The sequence below is a fragment of the Micromonospora sp. MH99 genome, assembly GCF_021442385.1.
In the GTDB taxonomy this organism is placed as follows: domain Bacteria; phylum Actinomycetota; class Actinomycetes; order Mycobacteriales; family Micromonosporaceae; genus Micromonospora.
In genome coordinates this window covers 1-18377 of sequence record NZ_MUZA01000065.1, presented here as the reverse complement: position 1 = coordinate 18377, position 18377 = coordinate 1, and the positions used below count along the sequence as shown (strand labels likewise).

17 protein-coding genes are annotated in these 18377 nt (G+C 72.9%); 3 read left to right on the top strand and 14 right to left on the bottom strand.

All coding sequences use genetic code 11. The annotated features are described in order from the left end of the window. Window positions 1–133: 133 nt before the first annotated feature. The 7 genes from B0E54_RS25990 to glyA all read right to left on the bottom strand — a co-directional run bounded on the left by B0E54_RS25990 (window position 134) and on the right by glyA (window position 4764). A complete protein-coding gene (locus B0E54_RS25990; RefSeq protein ID WP_234588721.1) occupies window positions 134–955 on the bottom strand; it encodes a F0F1 ATP synthase subunit delta in 822 nt (273 codons plus the stop codon). Beyond that, a complete protein-coding gene (locus B0E54_RS25985; RefSeq protein ID WP_112584053.1) occupies window positions 955–1494 on the bottom strand; it encodes a F0F1 ATP synthase subunit B in 540 nt (179 codons plus the stop codon). The genes B0E54_RS25990 and B0E54_RS25985 overlap by 1 nt, the downstream gene beginning before the upstream one ends. Window positions 1495–1526: 32 nt before the next feature. Then, window positions 1527–1754 carry an ATP synthase F0 subunit C gene (locus tag B0E54_RS25980; RefSeq protein WP_074314047.1) on the bottom strand — a complete coding sequence of 76 codons (228 nt, stop codon included), beginning with the start codon at window positions 1752–1754 and terminating at the stop codon, window positions 1527–1529. 63 nt (window positions 1755–1817) lie between these two features. After that, complete coding sequence (atpB, locus tag B0E54_RS25975) at window positions 1818–2615, bottom strand: F0F1 ATP synthase subunit A (protein ID WP_234588720.1); 798 nt, start codon at window positions 2613–2615, stop codon at window positions 1818–1820. 11 nt (window positions 2616–2626) lie between these two features. Continuing rightward, the gene (locus B0E54_RS25970) at window positions 2627–2863 is read right to left on the bottom strand and encodes an AtpZ/AtpI family protein (protein ID WP_124773539.1); all 237 of its coding nucleotides are present in this window, start codon (window positions 2861–2863) and stop codon (window positions 2627–2629) included. Window positions 2864–3056: 193 nt separating this feature from the next. Further along, the gene (locus tag B0E54_RS25965; protein ID WP_234588719.1) at window positions 3057–3482 is read right to left on the bottom strand and encodes a hypothetical protein; all 426 of its coding nucleotides are present in this window, start codon (window positions 3480–3482) and stop codon (window positions 3057–3059) included. After that, on the bottom strand, window positions 3475–4764 hold the full coding sequence (glyA, locus tag B0E54_RS25960; RefSeq protein WP_308195402.1) for a serine hydroxymethyltransferase: 1290 nt from the start codon (window positions 4762–4764) through the stop codon (window positions 3475–3477). The genes B0E54_RS25965 and glyA overlap by 8 nt, the downstream gene beginning before the upstream one ends. 35 nt (window positions 4765–4799) lie before the next feature. Between glyA and B0E54_RS25955 the strand changes: the two genes are divergently transcribed. Beyond that, window positions 4800–6263 carry an SDR family oxidoreductase gene (locus B0E54_RS25955; protein WP_234588718.1) on the top strand — a complete coding sequence of 488 codons (1464 nt, stop codon included), beginning with the start codon at window positions 4800–4802 and terminating at the stop codon, window positions 6261–6263. Window positions 6264–6282: 19 nt separating this feature from the next. Here B0E54_RS25955 and B0E54_RS25950 read toward each other — a convergent pair whose 3' ends face one another. The 4 genes from B0E54_RS25950 to prmC form a co-directional block, all read right to left on the bottom strand. Then, window positions 6283–8397: a transglycosylase domain-containing protein gene (locus B0E54_RS25950; protein ID WP_234588717.1), complete on the bottom strand. Its 2115-nt coding sequence runs from the start codon at window positions 8395–8397 to the stop codon at window positions 6283–6285. Between the two features lie 106 nt (window positions 8398–8503). Next, window positions 8504–9115 (bottom strand): phosphotyrosine protein phosphatase, encoded by a 612-nt coding sequence (locus tag B0E54_RS25945; protein WP_234588716.1) that lies wholly within the window; start codon window positions 9113–9115, stop codon window positions 8504–8506. Beyond that, window positions 9116–9763: an L-threonylcarbamoyladenylate synthase gene (locus B0E54_RS25940; RefSeq protein WP_234588740.1), complete on the bottom strand. Its 648-nt coding sequence runs from the start codon at window positions 9761–9763 to the stop codon at window positions 9116–9118. It lies immediately after the preceding gene. Further along, a complete protein-coding gene (gene prmC / locus B0E54_RS25935) occupies window positions 9763–10710 on the bottom strand; it encodes a peptide chain release factor N(5)-glutamine methyltransferase (RefSeq protein ID WP_234588715.1) in 948 nt (315 codons plus the stop codon). Before prmC ends, B0E54_RS25940 begins: the two co-directional genes overlap by 1 nt. A 72-nt stretch (window positions 10711–10782) precedes the next feature. Here prmC and B0E54_RS25930 point away from each other — a divergent pair, with 72 nt between their 5' ends. Further along, on the top strand, window positions 10783–12330 hold the full coding sequence (locus B0E54_RS25930; RefSeq protein ID WP_234588714.1) for a diguanylate cyclase: 1548 nt from the start codon (window positions 10783–10785) through the stop codon (window positions 12328–12330). A gap of 30 nt (window positions 12331–12360) precedes the next feature. On the opposite strand, the gene prfA is transcribed toward B0E54_RS25930, so the two are convergent. Then, entirely contained in the window at window positions 12361–13449 is a 1089-nt protein-coding gene (gene prfA / locus B0E54_RS25925) for a peptide chain release factor 1 (protein WP_234588711.1), read from the bottom strand. A 126-nt stretch (window positions 13450–13575) separates the two neighbouring features. Next, window positions 13576–13800, bottom strand: coding sequence for a 50S ribosomal protein L31 (gene rpmE / locus B0E54_RS25920; protein WP_007464546.1), 225 nt, complete (start codon window positions 13798–13800; stop codon window positions 13576–13578). Window positions 13801–14075: 275 nt separating this feature from the next. Here rpmE and B0E54_RS25915 point away from each other — a divergent pair, with 275 nt between their 5' ends. Next, window positions 14076–14972 (top strand): AAA family ATPase, encoded by an 897-nt coding sequence (locus tag B0E54_RS25915; protein ID WP_234588708.1) that lies wholly within the window; start codon window positions 14076–14078, stop codon window positions 14970–14972. Between the two features lie 48 nt (window positions 14973–15020). Here B0E54_RS25915 and B0E54_RS25910 read toward each other — a convergent pair. After that, window positions 15021–18377, bottom strand: a 3357-nt coding sequence (locus B0E54_RS25910) for a phosphodiester glycosidase family protein (RefSeq protein WP_234588706.1), incomplete at its 5' end; no start/stop codon positions are given.

Genomic DNA, 18377 nt, shown 5'->3' with positions numbered 1-18377 from the left:
TTCCTTAAAATTCAGGGGCCCGGGATACCTAGTACCGACCGGTCCGAATGGCGTCTGTCAATCCGGGCGCTGAGCGGCGGAGCCGCCCCGACGCTGGGCGGCGGAGCCGCTCAGCCGCTGGGCGGCGAGCCGTTCAGCGCTTCGCGAGCGCGTTGCGGGTCTCGTTGAGGCGACGAAGGATGGTGCCGTCGTACAGGTCGGAGCCGACCCGCACGCTCACGCCACCCAGGACGTGGGGGTCGACCGTCTGCTTGACGGAGACCTCTCGACCGTATATCCCGGCGAGGCTCGCACCCAGCCGGCGCTCCTCCTCGTCACTCAACGGGGCTGCCACGGTGACGTACGCCACCTGACGGTCCCGCCGTGCGGCGGCGAGTTCCACGAGCCGGGTGAGCGATCCGCTGAAGGAGCGGCCCCCGAACCCGCCGAGCGCCGCCTCGACGAGGCGGACGGTGATCGGGTGGGCCTTGTCGGCGAGCAGTTCACGGACCAGGGCGGCCCGGTGCTCGATCGGAGCCGCCGAGTCGGCCAGCGCGTTGCTCAGCGCCGACTGACCCATGACGACCTGACCGAAGCGGAACAACTCGTCCTCGACCTCGCCGAGGTCGCCAGCCGAGTCGGCGCTGGCGAGCAGCGCCTCCACGCCGAGCCGCTCGGCGCCGTCGAGCAGCTCCGACGGTGCCGACCACCGGCCGGAGACCAGCGTGGCGAGCAGGTCCAACGCTTCCGCGTCGATCTTGCCGCGCAGCATGTCGCCGAGCAGGCCGGCACGGTCCGCGCCGGACCGTGCCGGCTCGGACAGCGCCCGACGCAGCCGCGGCTCGCGCCGCAGCAGGGTGGCCACGGAGAGGATCCCGGCGGCGGCGTTGGCCACCGCCAACGGCTCCGCTCCGCGGACGTACGTCTCCAGGTGCTCCGCCGCGGCCTGGTACGACTCCCGGCTGGCGGCCTGCATCAGCGGGCCCCCGTGCTCTCGAGGCCGCTCAGGAACCGGTCGACGGTGCCCTTGCGTCGCGCCTCGTCGGCCAGCGACTCGCCAACGATCTTGCTGGCCAGGTCCACCGCGATGGTGCCGACCTCGGCACGCAGCTCACGCACGATGGTGGCCCGCTCGGCGGCGAGCGCGTCCTTACCGGCCTGGATGACCCGGTCGGACTCTTCCCGCGCCTTGGCGAGGATGTCCTGCCGGATCCCCTCGGCGTCGGCCCGCGCGTCGTCACGGATCTTGGCGGCGTCGGTGCGGGCCTCAGCGAGCTGGGCCCGGTACTGCTCAAGCAGCTGGTTCGCCTCGGCCTGGGCGGCCTCGGCGCGCTTGATGCCACCCTCGATCGCGTCGACCCGGGCCTGGAACGTCTGCTCCATACGGGGGAAGACGAACTTCATCAGCACGAAGCAGAGCACGGCGAAGGCGACAGTGCCGACCACGATCTCTTGCCAGATCGGAATGATCGGGTTGTGGTCTGACTCACCACCCTCGGCGGCGAGGAGGAACAACATGGGTGACCTCCCGGTCGGAAGGGGTGGAATCAGCCGGCCCAGATGAAGCCGAAGGCGATGCCGAACAGCGCCAGTGCCTCGATGACGGCGAAGCCGATCCAGACGTACGGCAGGGTCATGCGCGACGACTCGGGCTGCCGGGCGGTCGACTGGATGTAGGCGGCGAAGACCAGGCCAACGCCGATGCCCGGGCCGATGGCCGCGAGGCCGTAGCCGATGGCGGCGGTGCTGCCCTCTACCGCGGCGACGTAATCCATTAGTGGTTCCTCCTGGTTATCACGCGTGACTCTCACGCGGGACGACAACGGTTGGTGCGTGGATCAGTGCTCTTCGGCGAGCGCGCCCTGGATGTAGCTGGCGCTCAGCACCGTGAAGACGTAGGCCTGCAGGACGATGACCAGCGCCTCGAGAAGGGTCAGCGCCACGGTCATCACCCAGGAGACCACCGATACGGGCGCCAGCCAGGCGTTGGCGTTGAGCATCGCGAAGCCGCCGAGCGTGAAGACCAGCAGGAGCATGTGGCCGGCGAACATGTTCGCGAAGAGACGGACGGCCAGCGAGAACGGCCGGATGATGAAGGTCGAGAACGCCTCGATCGGGATCAGCAGCGGCAGGATGTACCACGGTGCCGGCGGGATCAGGGCGTGCTTGAAGTATTTGCCGAACCCGTGGTGCCGGATGCCGATGTAGTTGAACAGCACGTAGCTGATCACCGCGAGGATCGCCGGGAAGGCGATGTGCGAGTTCGGCGAGATCTGGAAGAACGGGATGATCGCGAACGCGTTCGTCAGCAGCAGGAAGCAGAAGAGCGTCGTGAAGTAGGGGGCGAACCGCACGCCCTGGTGCCCGATCATGTCGACCGAGATGTTGTTGCGCACGAAGCCGTAGATCGACTCGGCGAACCACTGCTTCTTGGTCGGCACCAGCTTCGGGTTCCGATAGGTAGCCAGGAAAAAGATGATCAGGACGCCGACCGCGAGCCAGATCATCAGCGTGAACTTGGTGAACCACGGCGCGTTCTCCGCGCCCCAGGGCACGATCGCGGGCAGGTAGAAGTCGTCCACGCTGGGTGGGAATGCCGCCTGGCCCGCTGCCAGGACGTTCGCCTGTCCGAACACCGCGTCCCTTCCTAAGTAGGCGTGCCGAGTCGGCGGATGACCAGGATGACTCCCCCAGCCATGCCGAGCACGAAGCCGATCCCGGTGGCGACGCCACCGGTGTCGAGCCACTGGTCGACCAGCCAGCCGATGAAACCCCACACGAGCATGCCTCCGATGAGGTAGCTGAGCGCTGTCCAACCCTGACCGGCGCCGGACGGATAGTCGTCCGGTTCACCGGCGGGGCGGGGGGTTTGGTCATCAGCCATGACGGGGCGAACGATATCAGCCGGGAAGACGAGGCTGTGCCTCACCCCCCGCACAACCATCGTTGTGTGGGCATCTCGTGGGCGCCGTCGTCTGTGGGCACGCTACTCCCCTTCCGCCCGTCGGAAAATGACCGGAGGCCGACACATTGCGGCGCGTCCGCTGGTTGGGACGGCGGGCCGGCCGATCGCCAGGTCAGTCCCGTGGCCGGTGGGCGTACACCCTGGTCAGCCACCAGAGGTGCACCGCTGTCCACACTGCCACCCCGGCGACGATGCCGAGGCAAAGAGGAATCAACCCGGCCCAGCCGGTCGAGGCCACCGCCACCAGCACGACACCCAACAGGGTGAACTTCAGCACGTACAGGCCCACGCCGAGCGGCAGCAGCAGCTGCGGGTTGACCTGGTCCGCCCGGGCCAGCACCACCGTGGTCAGCGTGTAGCTGAGCACCGTGACGCCCACCCCGGCCGCCGCGCCGAACGCCGCGGTCGCGCCGCCGGTCACCGCGCCGACGACCGCCGCGACAACGGCCAGCGCCAGCGACGCGCCCAGGAGCACCGGCAGGTGCCGCAACCGCCACCGCCGGTCGGCGGCGGGCTCGACCACCCCGGGCTCAGCCACGGGGGTACGCCGGGAAGGCCGCGGCCAGCTCGGCCACCTCGGCGCCGATCCGGGTCAGCGCGTCGGCGCCACCCGGTGCGCCCGGGTCGGCGCGCACCGCACGCGCGATCAGGGCGGCCACCTGCCGCAGCTCACCCTCGCGCATCCCCTGGGTGGTGACGCTCGGCGTGCCCACCCGGATGCCGGAGGCCACCAGCGGCGGCTGCGGGTCGTACGGGATGGCGTTCTTGTTGAGCGTGATCGCGGCGGCGTCGCACCGGGCCTCGGCCTCCGCGCCGGTCACCCCCAGCTCCCGCAGGTCGATCAGGGCCAGGTGGCTGTCCGTGCCGCCGGACACCGGGCGCATCCCCTCGTCGGCCAGCCCGGCCGCGAGCGCCTGCGCGTTGCTGACCACCTGGCGGGCGTACGTCTGGAACTCCGGCTGGGCGGCCTCGCGCAGCGCCACCGCCTTCGCCGCCACCGCGTGCATCAGCGGGCCGCCCTGGGTGAACGGGAAGACCGCCTTGTCGATCCGCTGGGCCAGCGACTCGCGGCAGAGGATCATGCCGCCGCGCGGGCCACGCAGGACCTTGTGGGTGGTGGCGCAGACGACGTCGGCGTACGGCACCGGGGACGGAATGGCCCGCCCGGCCACCAGGCCGATGAAGTGCGCGGCGTCCACCATCAGGTACGCGCCGACCTCGTCGGCGATCTCCCGGAACCGGGCGAAGTCGATCAGCCGGGGGTACGCGGTCGCGCCACAGATGATCAGCTTGGGCCGGTGCGTCCGGGCCAGGTCGCGTACCTCGTCGTAGTCGATCAGCTCGGTGTCCGGCCGGACCGGGTAACCGACCGGGCGGAACCACTTGCCGGAGAAGTTCACCCGGCTGCCGTGGGTGAGGTGCCCGCCGTGCGGCAGGTCCATCGCCAGCACCGTGTCCCCCGGCTGCACCAGCGCGGCGTACGCGGCCAGGTTGGCGCTCGCCCCCGAGTGCGGCTGGAGGTTGGCGTGCTCGGCCCCGAAGAGCTCCTTGGCGCGGGCGATGCCGATCTCCTCGGCCCGGTCCACCTCGGCGCAGCCGCCGTAGTAGCGCCGGCCCGGGTAGCCCTCGGCGTACTTGTTGGTGAGCGTCGATCCGAGCGCGGCCAGCACCGCCGGCGAGGTCAGGTTCTCGCTGGCGATGAGCTGCAGGCCGCCGCGCAACCGGTCCAGTTCGCCGAGGACCACAGCGGCGATCTCCGGATCGGTGGCCCTGAGCTGCGCGAAATCCGGCCCCCAGAAGGTGCTCGTCTCGGTCTCCACAGCGAACGAGTCTAGGGGGCCGCAGACTGGGAGCCGTGAGATGCCTCGTCACCGGAGCCACCGGATACATCGGCGGGCGGCTGACGCCGCTGCTGCTCGCCGACGGGCACACCGTGCGTTGCCTCGCCCGCAAGGCGGTACGGCTGCGTGACGTGCCCTGGGCCGCGGCGGCCGAGATCGTCGAGGGCGACCTGAGCCGCCCGGAGACGCTGCCCGCCGCGTTCGCCGACGTCGACGTCGCGTACTTCCTGGTGCACTCGCTGGGCCGCGAGGACTTCGAGGCCGCCGACCGGGAGGCGGCGACCAACTTCGCGGCGGCGGCCCGCGCTGCCGGCGTACGCCGGATCGTGTATCTGGGCGGGCCGGAGCCGGCGGCCGACGCCGAGGTCCCCTCGCCGCACCTGCGGTCCCGCGCCGAGGTGGGTCGAATCCTGCTGGCCAGCGGGGTGCCCACGGCGGTGCTCCGCGCCGCGGTGATCATCGGGTCCGGCTCGGCGTCGTTCGAGATGCTGCGCTACCTGACCGAGCGGCTGCCCGCAATGGTCACCCCCCGGTGGGTCGGCAACCGGATCCAGCCGATCGCGGTCCGCGACGTGCTGCGCTACCTGGCCGGCTGCACCACGCTGCCGCCCGAGGTCAATCGCGGCTTCGACATCGGCGGTCCGGACGTGCTCACCTTCCGCGACATGATGCAGCGGTACGCCCGGGTGGCCGGTCTGCGCCGGCGGATCATCGTGCCGGTCCGCCCGCTCACCCCGTCGCTGTCCTCGCACTGGGTCGGGTTGATCACCCCGGTACCGAACAAGATCGCCCGACCGCTGGTGGAGAGCCTGATCCACGAGGCCGTGGCGCACGAACACGACATCGCCCGGTACGTGCCCGACCCACCGGACGGCCTCACCGGATTCGACGACGCGGTGGCGTTGGCGCTGGCCAAGGTGCGCGACGCCCAGGTGGAGACCCGCTGGTCGACCGCGAGCGGTCCGGACGCGCCGGCCGAGCCGCTGCCCACCGACCCGGACTGGTCCGGTGGCACGGCGTACACCGATTTCCGGGAGCAGACGGTGGACGCGTCACCGGCGGCCCTCTGGCGGGTCATCGAGGGCGTCGGCGGCGAGCACGGCTGGTATTCGTTCCCCCTCGCCTGGTCGGTACGCGGCTGGCTGGACCGGCTGGTCGGCGGGGTGGGGCTGCGGCGGGGCCGGCGTGACCCGCACCGCCTCCAGGTCGGCGAGGCGCTGGACTTCTGGCGGGTGGAGGAGATCGTCCCGGGCGAGCTGCTGCGGCTGCGCGCGGAGATGCGCCTGCCCGGCCGCGCCTGGCTGGAGATGCGGGCGCTGCCCGCCGACGACGGACGCAGCCGCTACCAGCAGCGCGCGGTCTTCCTGCCCCGCGGGCTGGCCGGACACGCCTACTGGGGGTCGGTGGCCCCGTTCCACGCGGTGGTCTTCGGCGGCATGGCCCGCAACATCGCCCGCAACGCCGAACAGACGCCCTGACCCGCCCGCCCGGGACCGGTCAGTTGCCGGTGCGGGCCCCGGTGACCTGGAAGGCGGCGCGCTCGCTCGGCGGGACGAAGTCGCGTACCGGCTGGTCGCGCAGCGCGACGCCGAGCACCTCCCCCACCGCGGTCACCATCTGGGCCTGCACCGCCTGACCGACCGCGTCACGCGGATCGTCGGGGTTGGCCGCCATCGAGGCGACCGCCAACTGCGGGGTGAAGGCCACCACCGTCTCCGTCTCGTACCGCTCGGAGCTGCCGGTCTTGCCGGCCACCGGGCGGCCCAGCCGGGAACGCAGGTCGGGCGCCGTGGCGCCGTCGCACCGCCCGTACATCGACTGGTCGCCCACCGGGCAGCGGGCCGCGTCCGCCGCCGCCCGCGCCACGTCGGCGTCGAGCGCCTGTCGACAGTCCGGCTTGGCGGCGTCCACCGGCCGGCCGGACGAGTCGCTGATCGAAACCACCGGCAGCGGCGCGCACCAGGTCCCCTCGGCCGCCACCGTGGCGTACGCCGTCGCCAGGTCCAGCGGGGTCGTCGCGGCCACGCCCAGGGTGAACGGGCCCCAGTCCTTCGCGCCGTAGCGGGCCAGCCGCTCGTCGGAGTCGGCCCGCAGCACGATGCCGAGCCGCTCGGCCATCTCCACCACCCGGTCGGCGCCGACCCGCTCGGTCAGCCACGCGAAGTACGTGTTCACCGACCTGCCGAACGCGGTCCACATGGTGCGCGGGCCGTCCATCGACGAGGGGTTGGCGTTCGACGGGCACCAGCGGCCGTCGCAGCTTCCCGCCCCCGTAACCGGGAACCGGGTGAGCAGTTGGGTCGGCGCCGTGAACTCGGTCGACAGCGGCAGGCCGGACTCCAGCGCGGCAAGCATGGCGAAGAGCTTGAACGTCGAGCCGCCCTGGTAGCCGTCGATGGCCCCGCCGCCGGCGACGAGCTGGTTGACCGTGTTCGGGTGGTTCTTCTGCCCGACCGGGTTGTCCGCGACGCTGTAGGTACGGTTCACCGACATCGCCAGCACCCGGCCGGTGCCGGGCTGCACCACGGCGGTCGGCACCGCCCGCGCCTCGGTCGGGCGGTAGATCTTGAGCACCTGCTGGGTGGTGGCCCGCTGCACGGCCGGGTCCAGTGACGAGACGATGGAGAAGCCGCCCCGGCGCAACGTGCGCTGCCGCTCGTCGGCACTCGACCCGAACGCCGACTGGCTGCTCCACCAGCGGGTGAACCAGTCGCAGAAGAAGCCCCAGTCGTTGTGCCCGTCGGGCACCCCCGTGCAGTCGTTCGGCGTCTCGCTGGGGCGCAGCTGCAACGGCTCGGCCTGCGCGGCCGCCGCCGCGTCGGCCGGCACCTGGCCGGTCTCGACCAGCCGCTCGAGCACGTACGTCCGTCGGCCCAGGGCGGCGTCGGCGTCCCCGTTGATCGGGTCGTCGCTGTCCGGCGAGCGGACCAGCCCGGCCAGCAGCGCGGCCTGGGCCAGGGTCAACTCGGCAGGCGAGCGGGAGAAGTAGCGCTTGCTGGCCGCCGCGATCCCGTACGCCCCGGCCCCGAAGTAGGCGATGTTGAGATAGCGGGTGAGGATGTCCTCCTTGCTCAGCTCCCGCTCCAGCGCCAGCGCGTACCGCATCTCCTGGAGCTTGCGGGCGGTGGTGACCTCGGTGGCCGCCTGCCGCTGCCGCTCGGTGAGCCGGGGGTCGCTGCTGAGCACGTTGCGCACGTACTGCATGGTCAGGGTGGAGGCGCCCTGCCGGGTCTTGCCGTCCCGCTTGTTCACCGTGAAGGCGCGCACCACGCCGCGCAGGTCCACCCCGCTGTGCTGGTAGAACCGCACGTCCTCGGCGGCCACGATGGCCTGGCGCATCACCGGGGCGACCTCACGCAGCGGAACGTCCACCCGGTCCTCCTGGTAGAAGGACGTGATCAGGGTGGTGCCGTCGTTGGCGTACAGGTTGGAGCGCTGGGCGGTGGGCGGCGTGCGCAGCGTGCTGGGCAGCTCCGAGTAGGGCGTGGACAGGGCGCTGAAGCCGATTCCGAAGACCAGGGCCGCGGGTAGGGCGGCTCCGGCCAGCACCAGACCGGCCAGCACACCGGCGATCACCACGGTCATCAGTTTGTCGATTCGGGCCCGGATCATCAGCTCTCCCCGCAGGAGCCGGTCACGCTAGGACCCGTTCAGAATGACCCGGAACGCCCCTTTCGCCCCTGGTTTTCCCCAAACCCGGAGGAAACTCGCACGACGCTCAGGGCAGCAGCGCGGCGGCCAGCGGGTGGACCGTCTCCTCGATCTCGTCCGCGACCCGGGTGAAGCACTGGTCGCCGCGACCCCAGGGATCGTCGAGATCGTCGGTGGGCAGCGCCGAGGCGCCCAGCCGGTTGTCGTGCGCCGCCGCCACCACCGCCACGCCCCGGGCGTACACCGCCTCCGGGGTCGCCTCGGCCGCCGGCAACGCGGCGGCGTCCACGGCGGCGAGCAGCCGGCCGAACTCACCCAGCACGAAGGTGCGGGCCGCCGCGTCCGGACGGAGGGCGACCACGTACTCCTGCTGGTCGGCCGTTGCCGTCAGGATCAGGTCGGCGGCGTCGATGTGGTCCGAGCGCAGCTTGCGCGCCGCGAACCCCTCGACGGCACCGCCACGGTCGATGACCTGTCGCGCCGCCGGCGGGTTCATCTCCTCGCCCGCGTGCCAGCCGCCGGTGCCGGCGCTGTGGCTGTGCACCAGCTCCTCGGCGGCGGCCGGGTCCTGCGCACGCCGGGTCAACCGCTCCCGCACCGCGAGGGCGAGCAGTCGCTCGGCCATCGGCGAACGACAGATGTTGCCCATGCAGACGTGCAGGACGGTGAACGGGGGCACTCAGGCCCCCTGGACGTCGAGGAGGTCCGGGACGACGTCGCGCAGCTTCTCCAGCGGGATCGCGCCGGCCCGCAGCAACTGCGGCACCTCGCCGGTCAGGTCCACGATCGTGCTCGGCACCGGATCCGGGCAGGGCCCGGCCTCCAGGTACGCACGCACCGAGTAGCTGAGCTGGTCACGTGCCTCCTCGGCGGTCACCGCCGCCGGCTGGCCCGTCTTGTTGGCCGAGGAGACCGCCATCGGGCCGGTCTCCCGCAGCACCTCCAGGGCGACCGGGTGCAGCGGCATCCGCACCGCCACCGTGCCCGTCTTGTCGCCCAGGTCCCACTGGAGGCTCGGCGAGTGCTCGACAACGATCGTCAGCGCACCCGGCCAGAACGCCTCCACCAGGTCCCGTGCCGCCGTGGGCAGCGAGAAGACCAACCCGTCCAGGGTGTGGCGCGAACCGATCAACACCGGCGGCGGCATCTGCCGGCCCCGGCCCTTCGCGTCCAGCAGCGCCTTGACCGCGTAGGGCGTGAACGCGTCCGCGCCGATCCCGTAGACGGTGTCCGTCGGGAGGACGACCAGCTCGCCGTTCTTGACCGCCTCGATGGCCGCAGCGATGCCGCGGTCCCGATCGGCGGGCGACCGGCAGTCGTAGAGCATCACGAGGAGTCAGTCTGCCACGCCGGCCCGGACCCGGTGTGCTGGCCGTCCGCCCGTCGGGACGCGGTGGCGTAACGAGGGCGGCCGGTGAGGTCCGGATGCTCCGTGACGGCCTCGAACCGGCCGTCGGAGGCGAACAGCGCCGGCACCGCCACGTCGTGCGTGTCGTCGTGCTCGACCCCGATGACGCCGCCGGGGCGCAGCAGCGCCGCCGCCCGGCTGATCACCGGCCGGATCACCGCCAGACCGTCCAGGCCGCCGAAGACCGCCTCCGCCGGATCGTGCGCGGCCACCTCCGGCGGCACCACCACCTCCACCGGCACGTACGGCGGGTTGCACAGCAGCACGTCCACCCGCCCCACCAGGTGCTCCAGCAGGTCCGGCGCCGTCACGTCGGCCTCGACCACCTCGATCGGCCGGTCGCCCGCGGCGGCCCGCTCGGCGGCGTTGCGGCGCAGCCACACCAGTGCCGCCGCGGACCGCTCGACAGCGATCACCCGCGCGCCGGGCAGCTCCTGCGCCACCGCCAGGGCGATCGCGCCGGTGCCGCTGCACAGGTCCACGACCAGCGGCCCGGGTCGGCCCCGGCCCTGCTCGACACCCCAGCCCGCCAGCAGCTCCGTCTCCGGGCGGGGCACGAAGACCCCCGGACCGACAGCCAGGTCCAGATGCCGAAATCCGGCCCGACCCGTCAGGTGCTGCAAGGGCTCCCGACCGGCGCGGCGGCCGACCAGCTCGTCGAGCCGGGCCAACTGGGTGTCGTCCAGGTCGTCGGCGAGCGCCAGCCGACCCCGGGGAACCCCCAGCACGTACGCCGCCAGCAGCTCGGCCTCCACGCGTGCCGGACCCACCCCGGCGGCGGCGAGCGCCCGCGCCGCGCGGGCGACCGCGGCGGACGGACGGGTACGGCCTGTCCCTTCGGGGGGGTGTTGCGGCAGAGTGGTCACGCGACAATCATGAGGCGTCACGGACGACGCCACGAACGGGTGCGTCAAGACGCACACGGCAGGAGGTTGTGGGTGGGCTGGCTCGACCGGGTCGAGGACCAGGTTGACACCCTCACGCAGGCGCGGGCTTTGCAAGAAGCAAGTCGCTCCGCGGAGTCGTACGCGTTGCTGGAGCGGGTGATCCGCACCACCACCGACCCGGCGGCCCGTGCGGACGCCCTGGTGCAGCGCCTCTCGGCGCTGATCAATCTCGGTCGGACGGCGGAGTTCACCAGGGCCATCGAGGAGGCGTCGGCGGCCGTCCGCGATCTCGCCGAGCCCTATCTGCACGGGCACCTCAACGCGCTGGCCGCGCTCGCCGCGCACCATCAGGGCGCGCTGGACCGCTGCGTCACCCACCTCGTCAAGGCCGCCCGGGCGCTCGGCGCCGTGGAGGACCCGGACCGGGACACCGCGTGGGGCTGGCACGACCTCGCGATGGCCTACAGCTACCTGAGCTTCCACGGCTACGCCCTGGGCGCGATCGAACGCGCGCGGCAGCTCGGGGTGACCGCCGGAATCCCGGAGGAGACGTTCGCGGCACCGGGCATCCGACTGCGCAACGCGGTGGCCCTCGACCACAACGGGGACAGCGACGGCTGCCTGCGGGTGCTGCGGGACGTCGCCGCCGACCTGGCCCGGTTCGTCCGCAGCGGGCGGGCCAGCCGACTGCGCCCGAGCAGCCTCGCCGCGTACGGATACTCGGCGGCACGTCAGGCCGCGCTCGGCGACCCGCTGGAGCCGACCGGCGAGACCCAGCCGTCCCACCTGCTCAGCCACGGCGGGGACAGCGCCCGCGCGCGGGACATGCGACAGCTCGGCATGGTCTGCCTGGCCGTCGCGGACGGTCGACCCATCGAGGCGGTCGCCCGGCTGGACACCATCCGGGTGTCCACCGAGACGCTCGGCGCGGCCGAACCGGCCCGGCTGCGCAGCATCGCGCTGGCCCGCGCCGGCGACCACTCGGCGGCGCACCGGGCGGACCGGCTGGCGTTCCGGCTCGCCGCGCAACGCAACGACCGGCTTCGGGACGTCTACATCGACGGCATCGCCGCCCGGATCGACCACGAGGAGATGCGTCGGGAGGCCGCCCGGTACGAGGGCGAGGCGCTTACCGACCCGCTCACCGGGCTGCCCAACCGGCGCAGGCTGGAGCGGTACATCACAGCTGTCGTCACGCGGGGCGAGCGGGTCGTCATCGGCGTCTGCGACCTGGACGGCTTCAAGGCGGTGAACACCCGCCACGGGCACCACTCCGGCGACCTGGTGCTGCAACGCATCGCCGGGGTGATCAACCGGGTGATGCGCCGGGGTGACTTCGTGGCCCGCTACGGCGGGGACGAGTTCGTTGTGGTGCTCCCGGAGACCGGCATGACCGAGGCCGCCGAGGTCGCCCGCCGGATCGAGGCGGCGGTACGCAACGAGGACTGGGAGTCCCTGGTGCCGGGCACCCCGGTCGGGGTGAGCATCGGCTTCGCGGAGGTCTCCGGCGGCGGCGGGTTGCGCGACGCGCTCAGCGTCGCCTTCGAACAGGCCGACCGGGAGATGCTGCGCGCGAAGTCCCGCCCCCGCGCAAGCTGACCCGCTCAGGGATCGGCAGCGGGGGTGTGGTCAGCGGCGGGTGAGTTCGGTGTCGCCGGCCAGCCGGGCGGCGCGATCGGCCTCGGCCAGGGCGTCCAGCACCCCGTCCAGGTCGCCGGCGAGCGCCAGGTCCAGGTTGTACGCGGTGTAGCCGATCCGGTGGTCGGTGATCCGGTTCTGCGGGAAGTTGTACGTCCGGATCCGCTCCGAGCGGTCCACCGTGCGCACCTGGGCCTTGCGGGCGTCCGAGGCGGCGGCGTCGGCCTGCTCCTGCGCGGCGGCGAGCAGCCGGGCCCGCATGATCCGCATCGCCTGCTCCCGGTTCTGCAACTGGGACTTCTCGTTCTGGCAGGAGACGACGATGCCGGTCGGCAGGTGGGTGATCCGCACCGCCGAGTCGGTGGTGTTCACCGACTGACCGCCCGGGCCGGACGAGCGGAACACGTCGATGCGCAGGTCGTTCGCGTCGATGGTGACGTCGACGTCCTCGGCCTCCGGCAGCACCAGCACCCCGGCCGCGCTGGTGTGGATCCGGCCCTGCGACTCGGTGACCGGGACGCGCTGCACCCGGTGCACGCCGCCCTCCCACTTGAGCCGCGACCAGACACCGTTCCCGCCCTCGGGCACGCCCTTTGTCTTGATCGACAGCGACACGTCCTTGACGCCGCCGAGATCCGAGTCCTGCGCGTCGATCACCTCGGTGATCCAGCCGTGCCGCTCGGCGTACCGGGTGTACATCCGCAGCAGGTCGCCGGCGAACAGCGCCGACTCCTCGCCGCCCTCACCGGCCTTGATCTCGACGATCACGTCCTTGGCGTCGTGCGGGTCACGCGGGATGAGCAGCTCGGCGAGACGCTCCTCCAGCCCCGGCAGGGAGGCCGCGATCGCCTCGGTCTCGGCCGCGAACGAGGGATCCTCGGCGGCCAACTCACGGGCCGCGGCCAGGTCGGCGCGCGCCTGCTCCAGCTCACCGGCGGCCTTGTGCAGCGGCACCAGCTCGGCGTACCGGCGGCCCACCCGGCGCGCGGTGGCCTGGTCGGCGTGGATGGCCGGGTCGGCCAGCCGCTTCTCCAGCTCCGCGTACTCGTCGAGGAGGCCGGCCAGACGCTCGCTGCTCATGCTGCGGATGCTCCTTCGACGGTGCGACACCGGGCCGGCCCGACAGCCGACGGCGCGTGGAAACAGGCGAAACGCGGACGGCGCCCGCGTCCGGCAGAAAACCGGACGCGGGCGCCGAACGGGGAGTTACTTGGCCTTCTTGGCCTGAACCTTGGCGTACTTCTGCTGGAACTTCGCGACCCGGCCGGCGGTGTCGAGAACGCGCTGCTTACCGGTGTAGAACGGGTGGCAGGCGCTGCAGGTCTCGACGTGGATCGCCCCGCCCTTGGCGGTGCTGCGGGTCGTGAACGTGTTGCCACAGGAGCAGCTGACCTCGGTGGTCACGTACTCCGGGTGGATGTTTGCCTTCATCTCGCCTCGGTCCTCTCGTTGGTGGTCGCCGGGTCGCCGTCATCGCTCGTCGCGCCGTACACGACGGGCTCGGGCGTGAACCGGAACCGGTGGCCGATTGACCAGTGTGCCATGGGCCTGAGCCAACCCGGCAAGCGGGCCGCACACCTCGTCCGGCATCGTCAACACGTGCCTCCCCGTCCGCATTCCCGCCGCCCGGACGGGCATTCGCCCACCCGGCGGACCACCGCCGGGTACCCCGCCGGGGGTACGCCCGTCGAGCCCGAGGGGCGCCCATGACCCGCCTGATCGCCACCCGGGGACTGCCCGCCTCGGGCAAGACGACGTTCGCCCGCACGCTTCAGCCGTCAGTCGTCCGGGTCAACCGGGACGACCTGCGCCGGATGCTGCACGGCGAGCGGCTCTTCACCCAGTGGGCCGAGGCGCAGGTCACAGTCGTACAGCGGGCCCAGGTCGAGGCGTTGCTGCGGGCCCGGGCGGACGTCTGCGTGGACGACACCAACCTGCGCTCGCGGACGTTGCGCGACTGGGCCGAGCTGGCCGCCCGCCACGGCGCGGATTTCGAGGTGCACGACTTCACCGACGTACCCCTTGACGAGTGCCTGCGCCGCGACGCCGCCCGCCCGACGGCCGAGCAGGTCGGGGCCGAGGCCATCCGTCGGCTGCACGAGCGGTACCTGGTGGGCCGGGCCCTGCCGTTGCCGGTGCCGCAGGCCCGCACCGGGCGCCCCGCCGTCGTGCACCCGCCGTCGACCGAACCACCCGAGATCGTCCTGGTGGACATCGACGGCACCGTCGCGCTGGCCGTGTCCCGCAGCCCGTACGACATGACCCGGGTGGGCGAGGACGAACCGAACACTGCGGTGATCGCGGCGGTCCGGGCGATGCACGCGGCCGGGTACGGGGTGGTCTTCTGCTCCGGGCGGGACGTCTCCGCGCGGGAGGCCACCGAGGCGTGGCTGGCCCGACACGTCCGGGTCCCCTACCTCGGCCTGCACCTGCGGGCCGTCGGCGACTCCCGGAAGGACTCGATGGTGAAGCGGGAGATCTACGACCGGGAGATCCGGGACCGTTACCGGGTGGCCGGCGTCTTCGACGACCGTGTCCAGGTGGTCCAGATGTGGCGAGCCCTCGGCCTCACCGTGTTCCAGGTGGCCGAGGGCGACTTCTGAGGCGCGTCCGGACGGCCCCCCGCGCGTACGGGGGGCCGTCCGGACGGTTCACCGGGTGAGGGCGACGGTGGCCTCGGCGAGGACGCCGTTGACGGCGACGGTGAGGCGTACCGGGGCGCCGGGCCGCAGTGCCGTCAGGGTGCCGGTGGCCGGGTCGAACCGGGCCGTGTGCCAGGGACGCACCCCGGCCGCCCCGCCGATGTGCAGCGCGGGCGAGGCGGACCAGTCCGCGCTGACCGGTGCGGCCACCGGGACCGTACGCCCGCCGGGTTGGGTCAGCGTGGCGGTGACCGTCGCCGGTGCGCCTACCGCGACGCTGGCCGGGGCGTTCAACGCGAGCCGATCGGTGTGGGCGTGGAACTCCGCGTCCACCCAGCGTGGCCCCTCGGCGAGCGGGTCGCGACGGGCCCGGTCGGCCTCGGCCGGGGTGACCGGGTCGACACCGAACTCCGTCCAGCCGGTGAAGCCGCCCTGGTCGGCGGGGGTCGACGGCGTCTTGCCCGAGTTGCCGTTGATCACGTACGGCACCCCGTCGACCCGGTCGGCGTGGAAGGTGCCGACGTGCCCGCCCACGAACAGCGCGCCCTTGCCGGTGCGGTGCTGGAAGTCGGCCAGCCACTGTTCCAGCAGCGCCGCCTCCTTGCGGTCACCGAGCTGGCTGGCCTGCGCCGGGCTCGGGTCCCGCGCCGGGTGGTGGTGCAGGACGACGACCGAGCCGACGCGCCTGTCGGTGGCCGCCGCGTCCAGCGTCTCGCGCAGCATCCGCACCTGGTCGAAGCCGCCACCCCGCAGCGTCCCGGTGGACGAGTTCAGGGTGACGAACCGGGTGCCGGCGTGGTCGAACACCCGTGAGGTGGCGCCGAACGCGGCAGCGAAGTTGCTGATCGGGGCACCCATGATCTCGTGGTTGCCGGGGACGTAGTACCAGGGCAGCGCGTCGCCCAGCTCCTCGTCGAGGATGCGCCGGGCCAGCGCGAAGTCGGCCGGATAGGCCGTGTCCACGAAGTCACCGTTGATCAGCAGGAAGTCCGGCCGGGCGGCCTTCACCTCGCGCAGCGTCCGCCGGGCCTGGGCGACCAGGTCGCTGTCCGGGTCGGCGGCGACGAACTGGGCGTCGGAGAGCACCGCGAACCGCCAGGGGGCACCGTCCACCGTGCCGTCGCGGACCACCACCCGATCGGTACGCGGGGCCACTGCCGGCACGTCGATCGTCGGCGGCACCTTCGCCACCAGGTCATCGATGATCACTTCGCTGCGGTACTGCGCGGCGGCGTTGGTCTCGGCCACGTAGAAGCGGCGCACCCGTACCGGGTACTGCACGCCGGCCGGCACCGCGAACTCCACGTACCGCCAGCCGGTCCAGGTGATCAGCGGGCCGCGCAGCACGTGCTGGGTGTCCTGCGCGTCGTGCAGGTGCAGGCTCGGCCACTCCCCGGTGCCGTTGCCGTGGATCCACATGCCGAAGGCCTGCGGCTGGCCCGGGACCTCGATCCAGGCCGGCGGGTCGGCGTACGCGGCCCGGGTGCCGGTGGACTGGCTGAAGTCGTACGACATCTTCAGGCCGGTGCCGGTGTGACCCGGCGCCGGCGCGACCGAGCCGCTGGCCCGTGCCTGGCTGAACCGCCAGGACGCCGCGTCGTCGAAGCCGGCGACCGGCACGTCGGTCAGCCCGACCGTGACCGGCAGGACGGTGCTCGTCCGTCCGACGCGGACGGTCACCAGTGCGGAGCCGGTGTCGCGCAGGGCGGTGACGGTGAGGTTGCCGTCCCGGTTCGGGGTGATCCGCAGCAGGTCGCGGTCGTAGTCGAGGGTGAGGTCCGCCGGCTCGATCGGCGCGGTGTTGCCCTCGGCGTCGTAGCCGACCACCCCGACCAGGGCGTTGCCGTCCCGGCCGGTCAGCCCGATCCGTGGCACCGTGGCGCCGAGCCGGGTCAGCGGGCCCAGGACGGTCAGGCCCAGCGAGCCGGTCGCCCGACCCCGGGCGGCGGTGACCGTGCTGGTTCCCGGTGTGCCGGCGTGGAAGACACCGTCGCGGTCGACGCGGCCACGTACCGCCGGGGTCGCCCGCCAGGTGGGCGCACCCGCCGCCGGGCCGTACGTCTCGTCGTAGCCGGCCGCGGTGAGGGTGCGGGTCAGCCCGGGGAAGACCCGGTCGGGCCGGCCGCCGCGCACCGGGGAGACGCCCGGGGCGGCGGTGGGGTCGCTGGCCGTCTCGACCCAGTAGCCGGTGAGCCGGCCGCTGCCCTTGGGCGCGTAGATCGCCAGGCCGTTGGGCACCGCCCGTTCGCTGCCGTCGGAGGGGCCGTTCTCCACCTGCACGGCCGACGCGCCGGGCTCGCGGGCCAGCAGCGTGGACGATCCGCCACCGTCGAGGTTGAGCGCGTCCCGGGCGCCCAGCTCGGCCATCATCCGGCCCATCTCGGTCTGCGTCACGCCGCGACTGTCGACCTGCCGACCGTCCACCGTCAGCATGATCATCTTTCGGCCGTCGGCGCTGAACCCGACAGCCGTACGCGGGGCGAGGGTCGCGTCGGCGATGCTCTGCACGACGCCGTCGCGGACCAGGACGTTGCCGCCCCCGACCGCCGCGTGCAGGGCGCTCCCGTCGGACGACTTCGGCCGCCAGGTCACCGAGACCGGGTCACCGACGTGCAGCCCGGCCAGTGCGTCCGCTCCGGCGTCGCGGCCGAGCAGCACCGTGCTGCCGGCGACGACCGGGCCGCTGCCGGCCACGCCGGCCACCGCGGCCACCCGGCCGCCGGTCACTGTCACCTCGACCACCCGGGCCGCGCCCTCCACGGCCCGCTGGCGGGAGTACGTCCCCCACAGCTCGGTGAACGCGCCGATGCCGTCGGCCTGCACCATGTTGTTGAACTGGGTCAACGCCACCGGCCCGGTGGGCAGGGTGGCGCTGCCGTCGAAGTTCACCTCGACCACCCGACCGAGCCCGGTGGCGGTGACCGCCACGGCGTTGGGGTGACCGCCGACCGCCGACTGGATCAGCTCGCCGTTGCGGATGCCGACGCCCTGCGCGGCCCCCGAGTTGTTGATGTCGAAGAAGTCACCGTTGACCGCGGCGACCGCCCGCGAGTCGTCCACCGCCTTGCGCAGCGGCTCGGCCCGGCTGACCGCGCCGGAGTTGACGTAGTCGACCGTGGACCCGCCGGCGAGGTCGGTGGTGAGCGCGTCGGCGCGCAGCCAGCCGTCGGCGTCGTACCTGTCGAAGGAGGTGAGCTGCACGCCCGGCGCGACCGGACGGGTGGCCTTCGTGGTGTCCAGGCCGCCGGCCGGCTCCAGCCCGCCAGCGGCGGCGGCCGGGGCGGTCGCGGCGGTCGGGTCGGCGGCGAGGCTGACCGAGTCGGCCGGGTGGGACGACGCGGCGGGTGCGTCCTCGGCGGCGGTGGC

What these genes read in the sequence shown, in the direction of transcription:
- B0E54_RS25990 (WP_234588721.1), bottom strand. Translation starts at nt 955, where the DNA reads ATGCAGGCCGCCAGCCGGGAGTCGTACCAGGCCGCGGCGGAGCACCTG.
- B0E54_RS25980 (WP_074314047.1), bottom strand. Translation starts at nt 1,754, where the DNA reads ATGGATTACGTCGCCGCGGTAGAGGGCAGCACCGCCGCCATCGGCTAC.
- B0E54_RS25970 (WP_124773539.1), bottom strand. Translation starts at nt 2,863, where the DNA reads ATGGCTGATGACCAAACCCCCCGCCCCGCCGGTGAACCGGACGACTAT.
- B0E54_RS25950 (WP_234588717.1), bottom strand. Translation starts at nt 8,397, where the DNA reads ATGATCCGGGCCCGAATCGACAAACTGATGACCGTGGTGATCGCCGGT.
- B0E54_RS25940 (WP_234588740.1), bottom strand. Translation starts at nt 9,763, where the DNA reads ATGCTCTACGACTGCCGGTCGCCCGCCGATCGGGACCGCGGCATCGCT.
- prfA (WP_234588711.1), bottom strand. Translation starts at nt 13,449, where the DNA reads ATGAGCAGCGAGCGTCTGGCCGGCCTCCTCGACGAGTACGCGGAGCTG.
- rpmE (WP_007464546.1), bottom strand. Translation starts at nt 13,800, where the DNA reads ATGAAGGCAAACATCCACCCGGAGTACGTGACCACCGAGGTCAGCTGC.
- B0E54_RS25915 (WP_234588708.1), top strand. Translation starts at nt 14,076, where the DNA reads ATGACCCGCCTGATCGCCACCCGGGGACTGCCCGCCTCGGGCAAGACG.